This is a genomic window from Sphingomonas adhaesiva (assembly GCF_036946305.1).
Lineage (GTDB): Bacteria > Pseudomonadota > Alphaproteobacteria > Sphingomonadales > Sphingomonadaceae > Sphingomonas > Sphingomonas adhaesiva_B.
The window spans coordinates 544788-563473 of sequence record NZ_JAQIJJ010000004.1; the positions used below are offsets into that span (position 1 = coordinate 544788).

Here is an 18686-nt window from a genome sequence, read left to right on the forward strand (position 1 = left end):
AAAGGCACAACCATGCCAGCGGCATGGAAAAGGGCGCCGTTGGCGCTGATCCGTACGGACGGATGAAGCGAAGGTTTTGAAAGAAGGGAAAAACAGGGTCGGCATCCGCCGGCTCAGCCCTCGGCCAGAATTTTCGTCGTCGATCGGTTCTGCCGGTCATCCCCACCGTCCGCCTGTCCTCACCCCATCCGTTTCGCGCGGCATGGAGGCGAGGACGCGCGCCTGGAGCACACCGCCTATGCTTCCCACACCTATCATCACCGCCCTCAGCGTCGCGCGGCTCGACATCGGTCATCTCGTCGGCGTCGACCGCCAGATTGCTGTCGGCGCAGCCATCCTGACCGCTGAACTGCGCGGTCCGCTCGTTCAATTTTCCCTCGGCAGCTGCGTCCTCCAGCCTTCTGATCCCGCCGGTTCGCTCCTGACATGGCTGGACGAACAACTCCTGCGCGAAGGAGCGACGATCGCCCGATATCGCCTCGACGACGACGCCGCACTTCTGGACCATCTGCCCGGTGCGGAATGGTCGCCTTGCATCCGGGCGCTCGCGGGGTGCGGTCAGCAATATGCCCTCAACCTGACCGCCAGCCGTGACGGCGAACCGCTGACCTTCGCCCAGGCCTGTGCGAATATGGGCATCCTCTGCGCGCCAAGCGATCCGGGCCGCCGCTTCGCCGCCTGGCTGCGGTCCGACGTCAGTGTGATCGCGCGGGACGTGGAAGTCGATGCGATCGCCGTCTTCCGCCTCGTCATACGGCGTCTCGCCGCGCTAAATCCGGTCGGCCGCAGCATCGCCGCCGTCATCAGCAACCACCTCGCGGCCTGGCTCGGCGAAGCCGATCACCCCGCTGCACAGGCGCATGTCGCGGACCTGCTGTCCGCCGCCGACTGATCGAACCCGGCCGACGTTCGGCCAATACACAAGGAATTGTCCATGTCTCTCATCGACCTGTCGATCGAGGAGCGCGGCTTCGCGCCCGCGTCGATCGCGCTCGCCGTTCGCACCATTGGCGCCTGTCCCGCCGCCCGCAACAGGCCGGATGCCCGTATCCTCTGCGGGATCGGTATGCTTACCGTTACGCCGGATCACGACGGCTACCGCTTCTCCAGCGACGCTCGCTGTCTCGGCGAAGGCGACATCGTCGCCCACCTGCTCGATTGGCTGGAGCCGCACATCGCATCGCCCCATGCCGTGGTCAGCTGGGACAACTTCGGCGCCGTCCCGCGCCGTCTGCTCGCGCTGGCCGATCCGGCGCGCCATCCACGGATCATCGCGGCCGCAGCCGACACCGCAGGACGCTGGCGCGCCTTACCGCTCGGCCACACCTGGCACCTGCGCCAAGCCCGCGCCCACCTCATGCCCTGCGTGTGCCCGCCGCAGACGCCGGTCGACGAGTGCGAGGCGGCGATGCCGACCGTCCTGCTGCCGGACCCGGCGGTCACCGCCGTCGAACTGGTCAACGAGGCGATCGCCGGCTGGCGATGCTGGGCCCAGGGCTTCGGCGATTTCGACGACGCCGACCACCCCGCACAAGCCGCGCTTCGGGCGCTGGACCGCTGGCGCGCCGATCAGCCCGCCACCCGCTGACCATTCCCCCATCGACATGCGGTCGCGCGAGCGCCCGCCGGAGAACATCCATGCACCACGACCTGACCTCGCTCTGGAAGAGCAACACGCCGCGATTCGTCGTCGTCCTTGATGCCGAACTCGCCTATGACCACGAAGTGCACGCCCGCTACCAGGCGAGCGAGCGTTTCCTGCCCGCCGATGCCGCGCACCTGTCGCCGCGTGAACTGCGCACCGACCCGCGCGTGACGCCGCGCTGGCCGTGCCATCGGATCACGACGCTGTCGTGGCTGGTGATGACCGAGGCGGAGGACGGCCTGCGCCCGGTGCGACTGGAAACGCGCGGCCTGCCGGAACAGGATGAAGCCGCTGTCCTGAAGGCCTTTTTCGCCGACATGGAACAGCTTGGCCATGTCCAGCTCGTGACCTGGGGTGGATTCCACTCCGACCTGCCGCAGATCCTGATCGGGGCGATCGACGCCGGGTTGCAGCTGCCGTCTTGCCTCACCGGCCTGTTGTCGCCGTGGCGGCGTGACGCATCGGGCCATCTCGACCTCTGCAGCGAAATGTGCGGCGGGGCGGCACCAGCGCACCTTGCAGAGGTCGCCGCCCGGCTGGGCATTCCGGCCAAGCTGACCTGCCGGCCGGACCTCGTCTCCCAACTGATGCAGCAGGGCAAGTGGTCGGCAGTCCGCTCGGTCGCGGAGGGGGACGTACTGAGCACGGCGGCGCTGCTGATGCGCTGGCGTCACCTCTCCGGCGGCACCGTTTCCGTCCTGGAGGCAATGCGGCGACTGACCGGCTTCGTCACCGAGCACTGCGGCCACCGCCCCTACGCTGCCGATTGGCAGCGATACGCCGACGGCCTGCTTGGCGCGTCCTACGCGGCGGAAGCCCGCAAACTGGAAACCGTGGGAGCTGCGGCCTGCAACTGAGCCGTGATGATGGCCTCTCGGAAGGGGCGGAAAAGAAAGAAGGATCAACGATATGAGCGTCATCGAATCAATGGACACGATGCAGGCCTGGACCGTCGGCCTGCGCCTCGCCATGGGGTATCCGCAATATGCGCCCGTCGGCAATCCGATCAACTACGCCTCGGGCGGGCGCAAGAACTTCGCCGAGGCGCTCGAGATCGCCGCCATCGTCGAGCAGACCAACCGCGACCTCGTCCTCGTCGCATTCGACCTGCCCATCGCCGACGGGCCGGTCGGCATCTCGCTCGCCACGCGCGGCAACATCCTTGTCGACTGGCATGCGGACGTGCAGCCCTATCTCGCCAGCGACGATGGGGTCATCGAACTGCTCAGCGACGCGCATCGCTGGTCGGTCGGGCCACGCGCCATCCTGACCGCGTCGCCGCTGCCGTCCCGCAGCCGGATCAAACGCGGCATCGAACGCGCGCACCGGCGCTGGCGGGAAGCCGCGGATCAGATGCGCGGCATCGAATTACACGGCTCCCTCTTCATCCCCGCCGGGGGCAGCTACTCCGACGCGATACCGACGGAGGCGGTGCGCGCGGCAGCGTGAGACGTCGTCAGCCTCGTTGCCGCGTAAGGTCTTCGCACCATCAACGCTGAAAGGACTGTTACATCGCTGAGGTCGATTGGACGACAGCGTTCAATCGACCGCCAGCCCGTCCACTGATGACGACCGCGCCCTCGTCGCCGAACACTGCTGGCTCTGGCTGCCGCAGAGCGGCGGCCGGTGCTGGCTCTCCCGGATGGCGAGGGTTGGGTCGCATGCCGGCTCGACGCCGACCTGAAGCTGCGCTACCATCCACGCGCCCCGGTGCGCGGCGAAAAGGCACGACAGGACGGCTGTATGCGCGCCTACGGGCGCTTCGCCGACATCCTGGACGAGCAGTACGCCAATGGCGTCCGATTACCGTTGCCGGAACAGCTGCGTACGGCTGCGTGACACGGTACCAAATCCAGGGCGTTAGCAAAGAAACAGATGCTCGTCGTCACTGGCGAGCATCGTCATTATGCGTCGCTCGTTTCAGCCACCGCGCAAAGATGTATTTTTAACAATTTGGCGCTGATATCCATATAGAAAGGGTATCGAATATGCACATATATCGCATTCTTGTCGGCAACAAATTTCATACCGCTTCTTTGCTCGTTGCGTCTACGGATGAAGAAAGTGCGCTATCTGCGGTCGAAAACCACCTTCAATCAGAGGAAAATCGTGAGATAGAGCGCCAAGAGATTGAGTGGTCAAAGGAGGTGGAAAGCAAAGAAATTGTTTCCGAAAATGATCACCGATACGCCACTTTCGGCCATCCCGTCGAGAGATGCGATGATCTTTATCATCAAAATGACAAACATGGCCCTTCCTTCATAAAACAGCTTTTAGCCAATCCTGGCTCCGTGATCCTGGATGACAGCTGGCACAACGGCTAGATAGACTTGAAGAACTTGCCGAGGCGATCAAGATGGCCGCCATCCTCGAACAGACCAAAGGCGACCTCGTCCTCGTCCAATTCGACCTGCCCATCGCCAACGGGCCGGTCGGCATCTCGCTCGCCACGCGCGGCAACATCCTTGTCGAGTGGCACGCGGACGTCCAGTCCTACCTCGCCAAGGACGACGGGGTCATCGAACTGCTCAGCGACACGCATCGCTGGTCGGTCCGACCGCGGCATCGAACGCGCACACCGGCGCTGGCGGGACGCCGCCGATCAGATGCGCGGCCTCGAACTTCCCGGGTCGGTTTTCATCCCCGCCGGGGGCAGTTACTCCGACGCGATACCGACGGAGGTGGTGCGAGCAGCGGCGTGACGCGCCACGACAGCCGATGACTATCGGGCGGACATGACCTATCGTCCGCCCGATGAATCAGCCCCGCCGATGCGGGCCAGCCTGTTGGACCTGACGAACCGAATGAACGCCGTCGAAATCGAAGAAGCCGTATCCGACCTCGTCCAACAGCCGTTCGACGCCGCCGAATTCCCGTTCCAGTTCATCACCGCGTTCGGCGCCAAGAATGCGACCGTTGACCGGCTGCGCGCGACGAAGAACGGCACCAACCAGTCGGACGTCGGCGGCGTCCTGCAGCGGAACAACATCCATATCGGCATCGCCCCCGCCGGGCAGGTCGGCGCGACGCTCGCCACCTTGCGCGCCAGCCCCAAGACCGCCAGCGCCAAGGCCAAGTTCATCCTCGCCACCGATGGCGAGACGGTGGAGGCCGAGGATCTGGTCGGCGGCGACGTCATCGCCTGTCCTTACGCCGAGCTGCCGCGCCATTTCGCGACCTTCCTGCCGCTGGCGGGTATCTCGACGGTCAAGGAGATCAAGAACAACCCCGTCGACGTCAAGGCGACGGGGCGGCTCAACAAGCTGTATGTCGAGCTGCTCAAGGACAATCCGGACTGGTCGACCGACGAGCGGCGCCCCGCCCTGAACCAGTTCATGGCGCAGCTGATCTTCTGCTTCTTCGCGGAGGATACCGACATCTTCCACGGCAGCTACAAATTTACCCCCACCGTCGAGCGGATGACGAGCGGCAACGCCGAAAACACGCAGTCGGTCATCACCGAGCTGTTCCGCGCGATGGGGACGCGCCCGGAGCACCGCGCAGCGGGTCGGTTTCCGACATGGGCCGATGGCTTTCCCTATGTGAACGGCGGCTATCTGTTCACCGGCACGACGGAGTGCCCGCGCTTCAGCCGCACCGCGCGCGCCTATCTGTTGCGCGCGGGCGAGCTGGACTGGAAGGAGATCAACCCGGACATCTTCGGATCGATGATCCAGGCGGTCGCCGACGATGGCGAGCGCGGCGAGCTGGGCATGCACTATACCAGCGTGCCCAACATCCTGAAGGTGCTGAACCCGCTGTTCCTCGACGGCTTGCGCGAGCAGCTGGAGGCGGCGGGCGACAGCCGCCAGAAACTGCGCAACCTGAGGCGGCGGCTGGCGAACATCCGGGTGTTCGACCCGGCCTGCGGATCGGGCAATTTCCTGGTCATCGCCTATAAGGAGATGCGCGCGATCGAGGCGGTGATCGTCGAACGGCTGGGCGGCGAGGCCAATCTGAAGCTGGAGGACCGGCGCAGCGTCATCCCGCTCAGCAACTTCTACGGCATCGAGATCAAGGGCTTCGCCGCCGAGATCGCCCGCCTCGCGCTGCTGATCGCCGAGTTCCAGGCGGACTGCATGTACCTCAGCCAGCAGGAAGCGCGCGCGATGGTGCTGCCGCTGCACAAGACGGGGCAGATCACGGTCGGGAATGCGCTGCGGCTGGATTGGTTGGAGGTGTGTCCGCCGGTTCGAGAGGTGACGGGTGCGGAGCATGATCTTGGCGGGCCGACCGGACGGCTGGCGCTGGAGGAAAATGGGCTCGATGCGATTGGCTCGATAGAGACATACATCTGCGGCAACCCACCCTATTTGGGCAGCACATGGCAAAGCGAGGATCAAAAAGCTGATCTAGCAGCAATATTCGAAGCGCGGACCGATCTTTGGAAATCGCTTGATTATGTTGCAGGCTGGTTCATGAAGGCTGCCGACTTCGGTGCCACGACGATTACAGCGAGCGCCTTCGTCAGCACCAATTCCATCTGCCAAGGTCAACAGGTGCCGATCCTATGGCCCCTCATATTTTCCACTGGTCGTTCGATCAAGTTTGCCCATACTTCCTTTAAATGGGCTAATCTGGCGAGCCACAATGCGGGTGTGACAGTCGTCATAGTCGGCCTCGCTGAGGAGAGTAAAGGCGGCACCCTTTATTCGGTGAGTGACGATGGCGTTATCACCACTAAGCTGGCTGGTCATATCAACGCCTATCTGATCGACGCTGCCGACGTCGTCGTGGAGAAATCGACTTGGCCGATCAGCGATCTGGCGCCCATGGATTTCGGCAGCAAGCCGGTAGATGGCGGCAATCTGCTGCTCGATTCAGCCGAGGTCCGGTCGCTTGGCCTCAGCAGGGAAGATGAGGCACGCTTCATCCGCCGGGCCTACGGTTCATTCGAGTTTATCAATGGTGTCGTCCGCCATGCTATCTGGATCAGTGACAAGGACAAAGATGAGGCCAGCCTGATCCCTTCACTAGCGGCACGATTTGACAAGGTAGCTGCGATGCGAGCGGCGAGCACGAAAGCGCGGACCCGCGAAGGTGCGGCATGGCCGCATAGGTTCGACGAACGACGGCAAAGCGGACGTGAATTGGTCACTATCCTACCGAGCGTCTCGTCCGAGAGCCGCGACTATCTGCCGGTTGGCTATCTGGAAGCGGGTTCAATCGTTACCAATCTGGCTTTCGGTCTGTACGATGGTTCTCTCTGGAATATGGCGTTGATCGCTTCACGCCTTCATCTTGTTTGGATCGGAACAGTTTGCGGCAAGATGAAGACCGATTTCCGCTACTCGAATACGATGGGCTGGAACACCTTCCCCGTCCCGAAGCTCACCGAACAGGACAAGGCCGACCTCACCCGCACCGCCGAGAACATCCTGCTCGCCCGCGAGGCGCATTTCCCCGCGACCATCGCCGATCTCTACGATCCCGAGGCGATGCCGGACGACCTGCGCCGCGCGCATGAGGAGAATGACGAGGTGCTGGAGCGCATCTATATCGGCCGCCGCTTCCGCAACGATACCGAGCGGCTGGAAAAGCTGTTCGACCTCTACACCAAGATGACCGCCGATGCCGGACCGAAGGGCGGCGCCAAGGCCAAACCGCGCGGCCGGAAGGCGGCGTGAGGGTGGCATCACCCGTCCTTGGCCGCGCTTGATCCAACCGCGCCAATCCATTATGTATCGCAATTGAGATACACGTAGGAGGCGATGATGGCGACGTCCATGCTTCACGTCCGAATGGACGAACAGTTGAAGGCGCAGGCCACGGCAGCGCTCGACGCCATCGGGCTGTCGGCGTCGGACGCGGTGCGCCTGCTGTTCCACCGCATCGTCGCCGACCAGGCCTTTCCGCTGGAGCTGAAGGTGCCCAACGCCGAGACGCGCGCGGCGATGGAGGAGATCGCCCAGATGAAGGCGGACGGTCGCGAGCCGTTCCCTACGGCCGAGGCGATGTTCGCGAGCCTGGAGCGTGGCGAATAAACGCGCGCGGCATCCCCGCGCCTGTCGATACGCCAAAGCATTCACCAAGGATTGGGACCGGCTCGATCGCTCGGGCCGATACGATATGCGTCAGCTCAAATCGGTGATCCTTCACCTGATCGCCAATGACGTGCCGCTCGGGCCGGAATGGAAGGATCATCCGCTCAAGGGCGATTGGGCGAGCTACCGCGAATGTCACATCGGCGGCGACTTCCTGCTCATTTACCAGATCGACGAAACGATGGGCAAAAGCGGCACGGTCTATTTCGCCCGCGCCGGCACCCATAGCGAGCTGTTCAACGAATGACTTCCAGCACCATCCCAGCCGTCCGCCTCGTCACCGGCCAGACCGGCGCGTCCTCTAGCGCCAACGAACTCGGTATGCGGCCGATGCAGGCGCGGGCCTATGCCCATCGCGGCGAGCAGTATCTGCTGATCAAGTCGCCGCCCGCCTCGGGCAAGTCCCGCGCGCTGATGTTCATCGCGCTCGACAAGCTGCACAACCAGGGCGTCAAACAGGCGATCATCGTCGTCCCCGAACGCTCGATCGGCGGCAGCTTCGCCGACGAGCCGCTGTCGGCGCACGGCTTCTGGGCCGACTGGACGGTGAAGCCGCACTGGAACCTGTGCAACACGCCCGGCGCGGACGATGTGAAGGTCGCCAAGTCGAAGGTGAAGGCGGTCGGCGAGTTCCTGGCCAGCGACGACACGGTGCTGGTCTGCACCCACGCCACCTTCCGCTTCGCGATCGACGAGCTGGGCATCGCGGCGTTCGACGGGCGGCTGATCGCGGTGGACGAATTCCACCACGTCTCGGCGAACCCGGAAAACCGGCTGGGCGCGCAGCTCGGCCAGCTGATCGCGCGCGACAAGGTGCATCTGGTCGCGATGACCGGCAGCTATTTCCGCGGCGACGCGGTCGCGGTGCTGTCGGCGGAGGACGAGGCGAAGTTCACCACCGTCACCTACACCTATTACGAGCAGCTCAACGGCTATCGCTATCTGAAGACGCTCGACATCGCGTACAGCTTCTACACCGGGCGCTATATCGACAAGATCAACGACCTGCTCGACCCGACGGTCAAGACGATCGTCCATATCCCCAGCGTCAACAGCCGCGAAAGCACCAAGGACAAGCATCGCGAGGTCGAGGAGATCATGGATCATCTCGGCACGTGGAAGGGCACCGACGCGCAAACCGGCTTCCACCTGATCGAAACGGCGGCGGGCGCGACGATCAAGGTCGCCGATCTCGTCGACGACGATCCCGCCAAGCGCGACCGCGTGGCGGCGGCCTTGAAAAGTCCGGAGGCGCGGAGCAACCGCGACCATGTCGACGTCATCATCGCGCTGGGCATGGCGAAGGAAGGGTTCGACTGGATCTGGTGCGAACACGCGCTGACCGTCGGCTATCGCTCCAGCCTGACCGAGATCATCCAGATCATCGGCCGCGCCACCCGCGACGCGCCGGGCAAGACGGTCGCGCGCTTCACTAACCTGATCGCCGAACCCGCCGCCGCCGATGACGTGGTGGCCGAAGCGGTCAACGACACGCTGAAGGCGATCGCCGCCAGCCTGCTGATGGAACAGGTGCTGGCCCCGCGCTTCGAGTTCACGCCGAAGGATGCCGGGGAGAAGCCCGGCTATGACTATGGTCCCGGCGGCTACCAGCCCGGTCAAACGAATGTCGGGTTCAACGAGGAACGCGGTCAGTTCCACTTCGAACTGAAGGATCTGGTGCTGCCCAGCTCGACCGAGGGCAAGCGTATCTGTGCCGAGGACATCAACGAGGTCATCACCAGCTTCATCCAGGACAAGCAGGCGATCGAACGCGGTCTGTTCGACACCGAGGTGGTGCCGGAGGAACTGACTCAGGTCCGCATGGGCAAAATCGTCCGCGACCGCTATCCCGACCTCAGCGAGACGGACCAGGAAGCGATCCGCCAGCACGCCATCGCCGCGCTCAACATCACCCAGCAGGCGGCGAAGATTGTCACCGAAACGGCAACCGATGACGGTACGGGCGAGCTGAAGGCGAACACCTCGTTCGTCGACGGCGTGCGCAAGTTCATGAACGTGCGCGAGCTCGACATCGACCTGATCGATCGGATCAACCCGTTCGATGCCGCCTATGCGATCCTCGCCAAGGCGATGAACGAGGGCACGTTGCGGCAGGTGCAGGCCGCAATCTCGGCGCGCAAGACCACGCTGAGCGAGGAAGAGGCGCGCGCCTTCGCGATCCGCGCGGTCCAGTGGAAGCGCGAACGCGGTCGCGCGCCCGAGGCGACGTCGCAGGATCCGTGGGAACGCCAGCTGGCCGAGGGCGTCGCCGCCTTCGCCCGCTTCCGCGCCAAGGCCCAGGCCGCGGGAGCCGCCGCAAATGGCTGACATGACCGACGACGATATCCTCGCCGAACTGGGCGTTGACCTCACGCCGAAGAAGGTCCGCGCCCGCACGCCGCGCGAGGAACGGATCATCGCCGGGTTCGAGGACATCGTCCGCTTCCGCGAGGAACATGGCCGCGCGCCACAGCATGGCGAGGGTCGCGACATCTTCGAGCGGCTCTATGCCGTGCGTCTCGACCGGCTTCGCGCGCAGGCGGACTGCCACGAACTGCTGGCGGATATGGACATGCACGGCCTCCTCGACGGCGCGACCGATGCCGATGCGATCGACGATCTCGACGACAGCGCGCTGCTGGCCGAACTGGGGATCGAGCCCGACGCATCGGACGACATCACCCAGTTGCGCAACGTCCGCTCCAACGCCGATCGCCAGGCGGCGGAGGAAGTCGCCAGCGCCAAACGCTGCGCGGACTTCGCGACGTTCAAGCCGCTTTTCGAGCAGGTCCAGACCGATCTCGACGCCGGCGTCCGCATCACGCGACCCTTCGTCCGCGATCTCGGCATGTCGAAGGCCGATATCAAACCCGGCGAGTTCTTCATCGTCGGCGGGCAGATCGCCTATGTCGCTAGCATGGGCGAGCCGATCGAGGCACCCAACGGCGACACCGACGCCCGCCTGCGCGTCGTCTATTCCAACGGCACCGAAAGCGACCTGCTGCTCCGCTCGCTCCAACGCGCTCTATACAAGGACGAGGGCGGCCGCCGGATCACCGAGCCGACCGCCGGGCCGCTGTTCGACAGCGCCAAGCCGGTCGACGTCGAACCCGACCACCTGCCGACGGGCACACTCTACGTCCTGCGCAGCCGTTCGACCCACCCGACCATCGCCGCGCACCGCGAACTCGTTCACAAGATCGGCATCACCGGCGGGTCGGTCGAGGCACGCATCGCCGGTGCCGCCGACGACGCTACCTATCTGTTGGCCGGCGTGGACGTCGTCGCCACCTACAATCTGTACGACGTACACCGCTCCCGCCTGGAGGCGCTGATCCACCGCGTCCTCGAACCCGTCCGCTTCGACGTCGAAATCCCCGACCGCTTCGGCAAACCTGTTCGCCCGCGCGAATGGTTCCTGGTGCCGCTGCCCATCGTCGACGAGATTGTCGCCCGCATCGCCGACGGAACGCTGGCCGGAATGACTTACGATCCGCAAACCGTGGCTCTGGCTTCGGTGAACACACACGGCGGATCGGTCAACGATCAACGACTCACGTAACAAAACCATATTCGGGGATGACCCAGGTGCGGACGCTCACAGCCGTTCGACCCCTTCTCGAAAGCGGACGTCCATTCAGGCGACACGGCCCGATCGAAACTGGGCCGTAAGCCAACAGGCAGCTCTTGATCTACGATACAGCTTAAGCGGAAGACCGTTCGGCGGCCTCCGCGGTGGGAATGGCCCAGGCCGGCCGCCTAGCTTACCAAACGAGGCATTCGACATCGATTTTAGCTCAGTTTCCTGCACCATCCTTGCTGAAGAACTATACAGCCCCTGTTTGAGACCGACGCCGAGGGCCTGTGTGTTCGGCGTTGGCGGTGGCGGGGGCGCGCCAGTCCGCCAGTTTCCGTAGATTGCGTTTGATTGTCGCGAGCGTCGATTCGGGCGAAATGCCGTGGACAGCTGCCAGCTGTCCAACACAGTCGGTGGCTTCCCAAGGATAGAGTGGTCGGTCGCCCGATCGTGCGAACGGCGCGTCGGTCTCGGTAAGAACTCGATCAAGCGGCATCGCAGCTGCCAGTGTGCGCCCTTTGGCCGAACGCATCATCGCCGGCCCTACGCTGAACCAGCAGCCCGCAGCGGCGGCGCGCTCTGCCTGCTTCGTCGACCCTGAGAACCAATGAAGAATGGGCAGGCCGACGCGAGGATAGCGCTCAATCCCTTCGATTACTTGATCCGCCGCCGCGCGCGAGTGAATGGTGAGCACACGTCCTCCAAGCGTCTCGCATTGATGCAGGATCCGATCGAAGACCTTCTTCTGCAAGTCGAAGGACCCACGATGCGGCGCGCTCCCGTCAAGGCCGATCTCGCCAACGTACCGTGCTTCGGGCAGCAGCGCACATAGAAGTTCAACTTCGGCATGGCGGGTCGCTACCAGTTCCGGATGAAGGCCGAGCGCTACCCGGATGCGCTTCCTATCGCCCACGAGCCGACGCGTGCCGCGCCACGCCTTGGGAGTCGTGGTGACCGCGAGGACAAACGCGCCCCGGGCCTCGGCTTCGTCCAGGATGGCCGCGGGATCGGGGTAGAGATCCACATGGCAGTGAAGATCGATCAAGTCACACCCAAGTGTTGGTGCAGAGTCGCAAGTTCGGCGATACCCCGACCGACGACGTCGCGATACGGGGCCACGTCGCCAAGCATCTCGCCGTTCATGGCGCCGCCGATCCAATGCTCTAATCCGTTCTGCGCGATCGCATCGATCGCCATCGCTACCGATCTGACGTCGTCGAAGCGCGTGTGCCAGCGGTCGCGCTGACCCAGCGGGTCATACTTGTATCCCTTCGCAGTCCTGTCAGCCTTGCCCCAGGCGGTGACGGCGCCCCGACGGACCTGACAGGGAACACACCGACCGCAGTGCTGGAAGCCGGTGCGGGAGTAGCGTCCGCAGCTCGTTGAGCTCCAGGCAAGCTGGTCGAGGATCGCCTGATCGCGACACTCGGCGAGCATCTCGCCCTTGGTCTTGAACTCGTACGGGTTTGATATTCTCGCGGATAGTCCGGCGGCGTTCAGGACCTTCTGCAGTTGCCTGAAGTAGAAGGGGTGGGTGGTTCGCGTGCTCAGCGAGCCGGTGCGAAGCGGCGTCAACGGCACGTTCTGCGAGATGAACCCGTTCTCGGGCACCAGGAGATCAACGCTGCCGCCGTCCCTAGTCACTGCCAGACTGCTCGCCGCCAGAACGCCGAAGGCGAGGAACACGATCGAACGCCCGCGTTGCGAACGCTCGGAAGGGCCCGGTGGTCTGGCGTTGTGGCTGAGTTGCAGATGCAGCGTGCCCGGCGAGATCCGCTTGGCGAAGGCCAACTGATCGGCACTGTCTCCCTTCGCCTTCTGGCTGACGAGCAGGGGGCGTTGACCAGCGGCGACGGCGTCTATCGCGCCGACGAGGCTGTCCATCCCGCCCGAGAGCAGGCAGACGACGTTTTCGGGGCGGGGCCGTGACCCGTTCGGCGGGGCGGGCGAGTGGCCGCCCGGCACGAAGGTCAGCGACCAGATGTCGCCCGTCAGGAAGTCAAGCGCCCGCCGCAGCTCGTCCTTCTGCGTGTCCCAGAACGCAGGTGCCGCAACAGCCACAATCAGTTCGATCTGGCGGGTCCATCCATCGGGGCTGTCGAGCCGACTCACCGCTTCGTCGGCGGCGACGACCGCAAGCGCGATCGATGCGAAGTCCCAGGCCCGCTCGGTTGGCGCTAGGCGCAGCCGCTTTAGCACGGGTGGGACAAGCCCGCCGACCCTGCCGCGGCCGGCAGACGGCTCTCGGCCATAGAGGTCGAAGCGCAGGATGTTCGAGCCGAGCGGCGTCGGCAGCGAAGCGGGGAGACAGGCGACCTTCATCACAGATAGCTTTCGAAGACGTCGAAGGTGTCATTGATGACGTCGCGGCCCAGCTGGGCGGCGGTCTGGCGGTCCAACGTGCCGCTAAGCGCCCGACGGGCGGCGTATCGGCTGGCAAGCTCCTCCTTCACGTAGGCCTGCATCTCTTCCAACCGCTGCTGGCCGAGCTTGGCCGTGGGCGCCTTGTCGATAACCGCAAGGCCGACGTCGAGCGCTATGCGGTGCGCGATCTCGTTGCCGAGGAAGGTCTGGACGACTTGGTCGATCTGCTGCTGATCGAGTTCTATCACGTCGCCGCCCTGATCGACGATGTCGGTCAGGGCGCGTGCCGCGGAGTCGCGGGAGGCTTCGGCGTCCTGCGTCCCGTCGACTGGACACAGCGCGTCGACGAGGACGTCGATGATCTCGGCCTGGCTGAGACCGGCGAGCCTCGAGCGGGACACCTCGTATTGCGATGGGAGCGGCTGGTCGGCCGCGAGCGCAGAAAGCGCTTCGTATATGGCGCCCGCGCTGGAGGCGCTTCCGGCCATGCGCGACGTCGCGTTGCCCGCGCCGCCCATCCCGCTTGACGTGTAGTGGCCTAGACCTCGCCGCAGGTGTCCGTCGCCCCCCTCGCGCGCCCACTTCCCCAGCGAAGTCCGTGCTGGTCGGAAGCGGCGCGGCTGCGCGAGCGGAGGAGGCGAGCCCTTGGGCGGCGGTGGAGGCGGATCCGGGTCGTCGACCCAGGGAGGCACGATTGGGACGTTCGGACCCGGACCTCTGCTCGACGCGGAGGTTCCCATCAGCTGAGCTCCCTTTCGACCCGCTTCCGCATCGGCACGCTGAGGTCGGCCTTGTTCGCCCAGAGCCGCAGCAGGTCCTTGCCCCACGGAAGCTGGACCACGCGCGGCACGATGCCGGCCTCCAGCTGGGGCCCCGGCCTGTTCGCCAGAAAGGACGAGAGTTCGCGTGCGTGTCGCTCGTCGACCGAAGCGACGGAAAGGGCGCCGTTGAGTATCGGCGGAACGCCCCAACGCGTCTCCTCGCCCGCCTTGACGAGTATGCGGTCCATGATCGCGGCCGCTTCGCGGTAGCTCAACGCCTTGACCTTCTCGGCGAGGGGCGGGCTGGGCTGCGTTGCCGCGAGAAGTGCTTCGAGCACCTCGACAGCTTCCGGCGACAGTTCGTCGGGGCGGGAGATGATGGCGAGGTTGTCCCGGCTGACGTAGGCGGCGGCCCTGAGGTCGCGCTCGCCCAGCGGCGGGTCGAGGAGCATCCAGTCGCGCACGAAGGGATCGTCGAAGGGCTTGCCAAGCGGCGCGCTCGTCTCGCCTCGAACCGCGTCCTCCATCTCCTTTAACTTGCTCGACTTGCCGTCGGCCGCCTCGTTGACGGTGGAAAGCAGGGCGGTGTAGGCGTCCGCCGATCCGCAGCGTTCGAATAGCAGCAGCTTCATCAGCACTTCTTCGTCGACCGCCACGCCCTGCCGCTCGGCAAGGGATCCACGAAGGCTGAGCGAGTTCAAGAAACGCTTGATGAGCCGCGGATTGCCGCGGATCTCGGGCGAACTCGTCAGGATCGGCGCAATGCGGTCCGCGATCGCTATCCGGCTGCGCAGCTCGGCAGGACAGTCGTCGCCGATGGTATCGAGGACGAACGCGCGGTCGAAGCGCGCGCCGTTCCAGGTTTGGCCCAGACGGGTACAGACCGCGTCGCGGATGTCCTCCTTGCGGTCGGCCTTGAGGTCGCTTGCCTCGATGAAGAGCAGCATGAGGTAGGCACGCACGTCCTGGGTGCCGAGCGGCGGGACGCGGAAGGGCAGCTGGATCAGCTTGTCGAAGTAGCTGCGGACCATGGCCTCGCTGAGCTGAGCGCCCTTGAAATGCACTCGCACCGACTCGCGGATCATGTCTTCGTCGGCTGCGATCACGAAGGCAGTGCGGTGCAGGAAGAGGAACAGCCGCATCGCCTCAAGCGTGGCGATGGCCGTCTCCGGCAGACAGCGGTCGAGATCGTCGATCAGCACAACGAGCGTGATCTTCATCTCCTTCAGGGTCGCTTCCAGATCCGCGCGGAAGGCGTCGATCGCCTTGGGCGGGGTCATCTTCACGACCGTCTCCTCCTCCTTCTTAGCGGCGAGGAAGTCCTTCCCCTCCTTGCTGATGGCGGCATACGCGGTCTTGATCTTGGCGAGATCTTCGTTCGACAGATCGCCGTCGAGTAGCCCGCCGCCTGCGCTCGCCATGGAGCTTAGCATCAGCGGTAGCGGGGATCCGGTGTAAAGGGCGAGCGCACCTCCGGCGGTCATGCTCGCGACGCGGAACCACTTGACCCTGGCGAGAAGGCCCTTCGCCTTCTTTACGACGCCATCGCCGAAGCTCGCGCCATCTGCTTCTGCGCGGTCGACCAGCGACTGCGCGATCGCCTCCATGAGCGCGGCGCGCGCGTCGTCGTGTCCCTGATAGAGCCACGCGTTGAAGTGCACGTACCGGACCTCGTCGGGCGGCTTGCTCTCGCTGCCGGCGTCGGTTGCGATCTTGTGGGCCATGGCCTGCTCGGCGACACGTTGCTGCAACGCCGTGTGCAGCAGCTCCATCATCGAAGACTTGCCCATTCCCCAGCCGCCCGAGATCCCGATCGACAGAGGCTGTCCACGCGCTCCGAAAATCCTCTCCGCCGCGATGTCGGCCACGTGCTGGAAGTTCAACAGGTCGCGCGATGTCTGATTATCCGACCACATCCCCGTGTCCGCCCCCCCCCCGACAACAGGGTCGTCATGGTAATGTGAAGAAGGTGTTACGCAAGCGAGATCGCTGTTTCAGGCCGTCGAGTAACCTGGAAAAAGCAGCCAAATTAGATCGAATTCGCGAGAGGACCGCCACACTGCGAAACGTGCCGTCAATGTCATCACGATTGCTGCAACCGACTAACATGATCTATCCGCCGCGGGATCTGACCCAAACTAGCGGCGAGCTGGCCCGCGAACGGAGGGCACCGCTCGCCTGGCCCAACAACGTCACCGCCTTGCACAAGCCTGTTCGTCAGGGTCTATCCTCGCGTCCACCTGAACATGTTTCGAATCTTTCGATCAGCGACCCGACGGGGATCAGGAGTGCGCCGGGTCACAGCCTCTACATGCTCTGCCGATAATCGGTGGCTTGGCGCTCCGGCTCGTTCATCCTCCTGCCTACCTGCCTCACAAACGAAAGTCTTATTTAGCTCAGTCTTCGTCAAACGCGGGCTGTTAACTTCCTACCCAAGCTCTTGCTCGACGCTTAACCTGACAGAACGTCCACTTTTAGGGCTTGCAGCTGACTCGTTGGACGACCGGGATCAGGCGCGTTGCAGCCCGGCAGGTTGATGCTCGCCAAACGGCGGGTCTTGGCACAAGCCGTCGTTCCCGTATCTTTCGGCGAACGGCACATGTTGGTCGAGAGTTGCCGGTTCCTTCTCCGCCAAGATGACCAATCCCGGACGTTCAGCTACTGCCGGCCGCCCCTCGACACCGGACCTTCGTTCATCGCGTCGGCAGCTGCTGACGCCGAGGTGAGCAGCTAAATTGGACCGGCTTGCTTGAAAGCGACCGTTCGGCGATCTTCGTCGAGGATGAGATGAGCAAGTGAACCCGGAGCTCTGCTCGGTGTTCCTCGCGAGATTAGCTTGTTCGACATCGATGCGATCAAGAATATCCTCAGTGTTCACGCTCCAAGAGGCCACCAACAAATCGAACTGACGTTCGACGGCGTCGCGGGCAATGTGACATCGGCGCGCTACTCCGATCGTTTCTGATTCAGGGTACGGCGGCTGACGTGACCCCCGCCTTTCATCCAGCGGCAACCAGAGACTGACCGGTGTTGTTGCGCATGAGCGCAGGTGAAGCAACGGGCGGGGTTAACCCCGCCCGTTGCTGTTCGAGTTGGGCGGCGAATGCCGCCGGGGTGGCGTAGCCGAGCGAAGAGTGCGGGCGCTCGTTGTTGTAGTCGTCGACCCAGCGGGCCAGGATCGAACGGGCCTGGCCGATGGTGAAGAACAGCGTCTCGTTGAGAAGCTCGTCGCGCATGCGACCGTTGAAGCTCTCGACGAACCCGTTCTGCGTCGGTTTGCCTGGCGCGATGTGATGCCACTCGATGCTGGCATCGGCGGACCAGGCGAGCACCGCATTGGAGGTCAGTTCGGTCCCGTTGTCGCTGACGATCATCTTCGGCCTGCCACGCTCGGCAATCAGATCGGCCAGTTCGCGCACGACCCGCCGGCCCGAGATCGACGTGTCGACTACCGCCCGGAGGCATTCGCGCGTCACGTCGTCGACGATGTTGAGCACACGGAACCGCCGCCCGGTGACGAGCTGGTCGTGGACGAAGTCCAGGCTCCAGCGCTGGTTGGGGAGCGCCAGCACCGGTGAAGGTGCCCGCGCGCCCACGGCGCGCCTTCGTCCTTTCCGGCGCCTGACCGTCAGACCTTCCTCCCGGTAGAGCCGCTGGGTCTTCTTGCGGTTGATCGTGATGCCGTCCCGGCGCAGCAGGATGTGCAACCGTCGATAGCCGAACCGCCGACGCTGCTGTGCCAACTCGCACAGCCGCGACCGCAGGTCGCCATCGTCTGCCCGGCACGAGCGATACCGCATGCTCGTGCGATCCGCCCCGACAACCGCGCATGCCCGCCGCTCGCTCATCCCCAGGGTCGCCTGGAGATGCGCGACCGCTTGCCGCTTCGCGGCGGGCGTCACCACTTTTTTGACAGCAGGTCTTTCAACCCCGCATTGTCGAGCATCGTATCCGCGAGCAGCCGCTTGAGCCGGGCGTTCTCCTCCTCAAGCGACCGCAGGCGCTTCGCGTCGGACACCTCCAGGCCGCCGAACTTCGCCTTCCACGCGTAATAGGTCGCGCTCGACATCCCGTGCTTGCGGCACAACTCCGTCACCACTGCGCCCGCCTCGGCCTCCTTCAGGATGCCGATGATCTGCTCTTCCGAGAATTGCTTCCGCTTCATTCCGTCCGTCCCTTTGAGGGGCCGGTCTCTAGTTCCACCTGGATGAAGAAACGGGGGTCACGTCACTTGAACCATATCGTAATGGCTGAAGGGCAAGGCTCATTCGGGACGAAAGGATCAGGCCTCGGAC

Annotated in this window: 18 protein-coding genes; 13 read left to right on the forward strand and 5 right to left on the reverse strand. The window is 64.4% G+C overall.

Features of this window, described 5'->3' with window-relative positions; all coding sequences use genetic code 11:
- The first annotated feature begins 238 nt into the window (after positions 1-238).
- The 12 genes from PGN14_RS08945 (at position 239) to PGN14_RS09000 (ending at position 11251) form a co-directional block, all read left to right on the forward strand.
- Positions 239-892, forward strand: a complete 654-nt coding sequence (locus PGN14_RS08945) for a hypothetical protein (RefSeq protein WP_335299135.1) — start codon at positions 239-241, stop codon at positions 890-892.
- Positions 893-934: 42 nt separating this feature from the next.
- On the forward strand, positions 935-1588 hold the full coding sequence (locus PGN14_RS08950; protein ID WP_335299136.1) for a hypothetical protein: 654 nt from the start codon (positions 935-937) through the stop codon (positions 1586-1588).
- A 50-nt stretch (positions 1589-1638) separates the two neighbouring features.
- Entirely contained in the window at positions 1639-2502 is an 864-nt protein-coding gene (locus PGN14_RS08955; protein ID WP_335299137.1) for a hypothetical protein, read from the forward strand.
- Between the two features lie 52 nt (positions 2503-2554).
- A complete protein-coding gene (locus PGN14_RS08960; protein WP_335299138.1) occupies positions 2555-3094 on the forward strand; it encodes a hypothetical protein in 540 nt (179 codons plus the stop codon).
- Between the two features lie 177 nt (positions 3095-3271).
- The gene (locus tag PGN14_RS08965; RefSeq protein WP_335299139.1) at positions 3272-3484 is read left to right on the forward strand and encodes a hypothetical protein; all 213 of its coding nucleotides are present in this window, start codon (positions 3272-3274) and stop codon (positions 3482-3484) included.
- A 149-nt stretch (positions 3485-3633) separates the two neighbouring features.
- Positions 3634-3969: a hypothetical protein gene (locus tag PGN14_RS08970; protein WP_335299140.1), complete on the forward strand. Its 336-nt coding sequence runs from the start codon at positions 3634-3636 to the stop codon at positions 3967-3969.
- A 32-nt stretch (positions 3970-4001) separates the two neighbouring features.
- Positions 4002-4367 (forward strand): hypothetical protein, encoded by a 366-nt coding sequence (locus tag PGN14_RS08975; RefSeq protein ID WP_335299141.1) that lies wholly within the window; start codon positions 4002-4004, stop codon positions 4365-4367.
- A gap of 82 nt (positions 4368-4449) precedes the next feature.
- Positions 4450-7272, forward strand: a complete 2823-nt coding sequence (locus tag PGN14_RS08980; RefSeq protein WP_443019491.1) for a class I SAM-dependent DNA methyltransferase — start codon at positions 4450-4452, stop codon at positions 7270-7272.
- Positions 7273-7371: 99 nt separating this feature from the next.
- Positions 7372-7629: a type II toxin-antitoxin system RelB/DinJ family antitoxin gene (locus PGN14_RS08985; protein ID WP_335299143.1), complete on the forward strand. Its 258-nt coding sequence runs from the start codon at positions 7372-7374 to the stop codon at positions 7627-7629.
- On the forward strand, positions 7619-7936 hold the full coding sequence (locus PGN14_RS08990) for a type II toxin-antitoxin system YafQ family toxin (RefSeq protein ID WP_335299144.1): 318 nt from the start codon (positions 7619-7621) through the stop codon (positions 7934-7936). Before PGN14_RS08985 ends, PGN14_RS08990 begins: the two co-directional genes overlap by 11 nt.
- The gene (locus PGN14_RS08995; protein ID WP_335299145.1) at positions 7933-10017 is read left to right on the forward strand and encodes a DEAD/DEAH box helicase; all 2085 of its coding nucleotides are present in this window, start codon (positions 7933-7935) and stop codon (positions 10015-10017) included. The genes PGN14_RS08990 and PGN14_RS08995 overlap by 4 nt, the downstream gene beginning before the upstream one ends.
- Position 10018: 1 nt before the next feature.
- The gene (locus tag PGN14_RS09000; protein ID WP_335299146.1) at positions 10019-11251 is read left to right on the forward strand and encodes a GIY-YIG nuclease family protein; all 1233 of its coding nucleotides are present in this window, start codon (positions 10019-10021) and stop codon (positions 11249-11251) included.
- Positions 11252-11516: 265 nt separating this feature from the next.
- Here the strand turns inward: PGN14_RS09000 and qatD are convergent, their stop codons facing one another.
- The 4 genes from qatD to PGN14_RS09020 all read right to left on the reverse strand — a co-directional run bounded on the left by qatD (position 11517) and on the right by PGN14_RS09020 (position 16259).
- Positions 11517-12311, reverse strand: coding sequence for a Qat anti-phage system TatD family nuclease QatD (gene qatD, locus PGN14_RS09005; RefSeq protein WP_335299147.1), 795 nt, complete (start codon positions 12309-12311; stop codon positions 11517-11519).
- Positions 12308-13588, reverse strand: coding sequence for a Qat anti-phage system QueC-like protein QatC (gene qatC, locus PGN14_RS09010; RefSeq protein WP_335299148.1), 1281 nt, complete (start codon positions 13586-13588; stop codon positions 12308-12310). Before qatC ends, qatD begins: the two co-directional genes overlap by 4 nt.
- A complete protein-coding gene (gene qatB, locus PGN14_RS09015; protein WP_335299149.1) occupies positions 13588-14148 on the reverse strand; it encodes a Qat anti-phage system associated protein QatB in 561 nt (186 codons plus the stop codon). The genes qatC and qatB overlap by 1 nt, the downstream gene beginning before the upstream one ends.
- A gap of 221 nt (positions 14149-14369) precedes the next feature.
- On the reverse strand, positions 14370-16259 hold the full coding sequence (locus tag PGN14_RS09020; RefSeq protein ID WP_335299150.1) for a KAP family P-loop NTPase fold protein: 1890 nt from the start codon (positions 16257-16259) through the stop codon (positions 14370-14372).
- A 968-nt stretch (positions 16260-17227) separates the two neighbouring features.
- On the opposite strand from PGN14_RS09020, the gene PGN14_RS09025 reads away from it, so the two are divergent.
- A complete protein-coding gene (locus tag PGN14_RS09025) occupies positions 17228-17356 on the forward strand; it encodes a hypothetical protein (RefSeq protein WP_335299151.1) in 129 nt (42 codons plus the stop codon).
- A gap of 34 nt (positions 17357-17390) precedes the next feature.
- On the opposite strand, the gene PGN14_RS09030 is transcribed toward PGN14_RS09025, so the two are convergent.
- Positions 17391-18556, reverse strand: a protein-coding gene (locus PGN14_RS09030; protein ID WP_443019486.1) for an IS3 family transposase whose coding sequence is annotated in 2 segments (ribosomal slippage) — positions 17391-18295 and positions 18295-18556 — 1167 coding nt in all. Because the reading frame shifts where the segments join, the coding sequence is not laid out codon by codon here.
- Positions 18557-18686: the final 130 nt, after the last annotated feature.

What these genes read in the sequence shown, in the direction of transcription:
- PGN14_RS08980 (WP_443019491.1), top strand. Translation starts at nt 4,450, where the DNA reads ATGAACGCCGTCGAAATCGAAGAAGCCGTATCCGACCTCGTCCAACAG.
- PGN14_RS08970 (WP_335299140.1), top strand. Translation starts at nt 3,634, where the DNA reads ATGCACATATATCGCATTCTTGTCGGCAACAAATTTCATACCGCTTCT.
- PGN14_RS08985 (WP_335299143.1), top strand. Translation starts at nt 7,372, where the DNA reads ATGCTTCACGTCCGAATGGACGAACAGTTGAAGGCGCAGGCCACGGCA.
- PGN14_RS09000 (WP_335299146.1), top strand. Translation starts at nt 10,019, where the DNA reads ATGACCGACGACGATATCCTCGCCGAACTGGGCGTTGACCTCACGCCG.
- PGN14_RS08995 (WP_335299145.1), top strand. Translation starts at nt 7,933, where the DNA reads ATGACTTCCAGCACCATCCCAGCCGTCCGCCTCGTCACCGGCCAGACC.
- qatB (WP_335299149.1), bottom strand. Translation starts at nt 14,148, where the DNA reads ATGGGCGGCGCGGGCAACGCGACGTCGCGCATGGCCGGAAGCGCCTCC.
- PGN14_RS08960 (WP_335299138.1), top strand. Translation starts at nt 2,555, where the DNA reads ATGAGCGTCATCGAATCAATGGACACGATGCAGGCCTGGACCGTCGGC.
- PGN14_RS08950 (WP_335299136.1), top strand. Translation starts at nt 935, where the DNA reads ATGTCTCTCATCGACCTGTCGATCGAGGAGCGCGGCTTCGCGCCCGCG.
- qatC (WP_335299148.1), bottom strand. Translation starts at nt 13,588, where the DNA reads ATGAAGGTCGCCTGTCTCCCCGCTTCGCTGCCGACGCCGCTCGGCTCG.
- PGN14_RS08945 (WP_335299135.1), top strand. Translation starts at nt 239, where the DNA reads ATGCTTCCCACACCTATCATCACCGCCCTCAGCGTCGCGCGGCTCGAC.
- PGN14_RS08975 (WP_335299141.1), top strand. Translation starts at nt 4,002, where the DNA reads ATGGCCGCCATCCTCGAACAGACCAAAGGCGACCTCGTCCTCGTCCAA.
- PGN14_RS08955 (WP_335299137.1), top strand. Translation starts at nt 1,639, where the DNA reads ATGCACCACGACCTGACCTCGCTCTGGAAGAGCAACACGCCGCGATTC.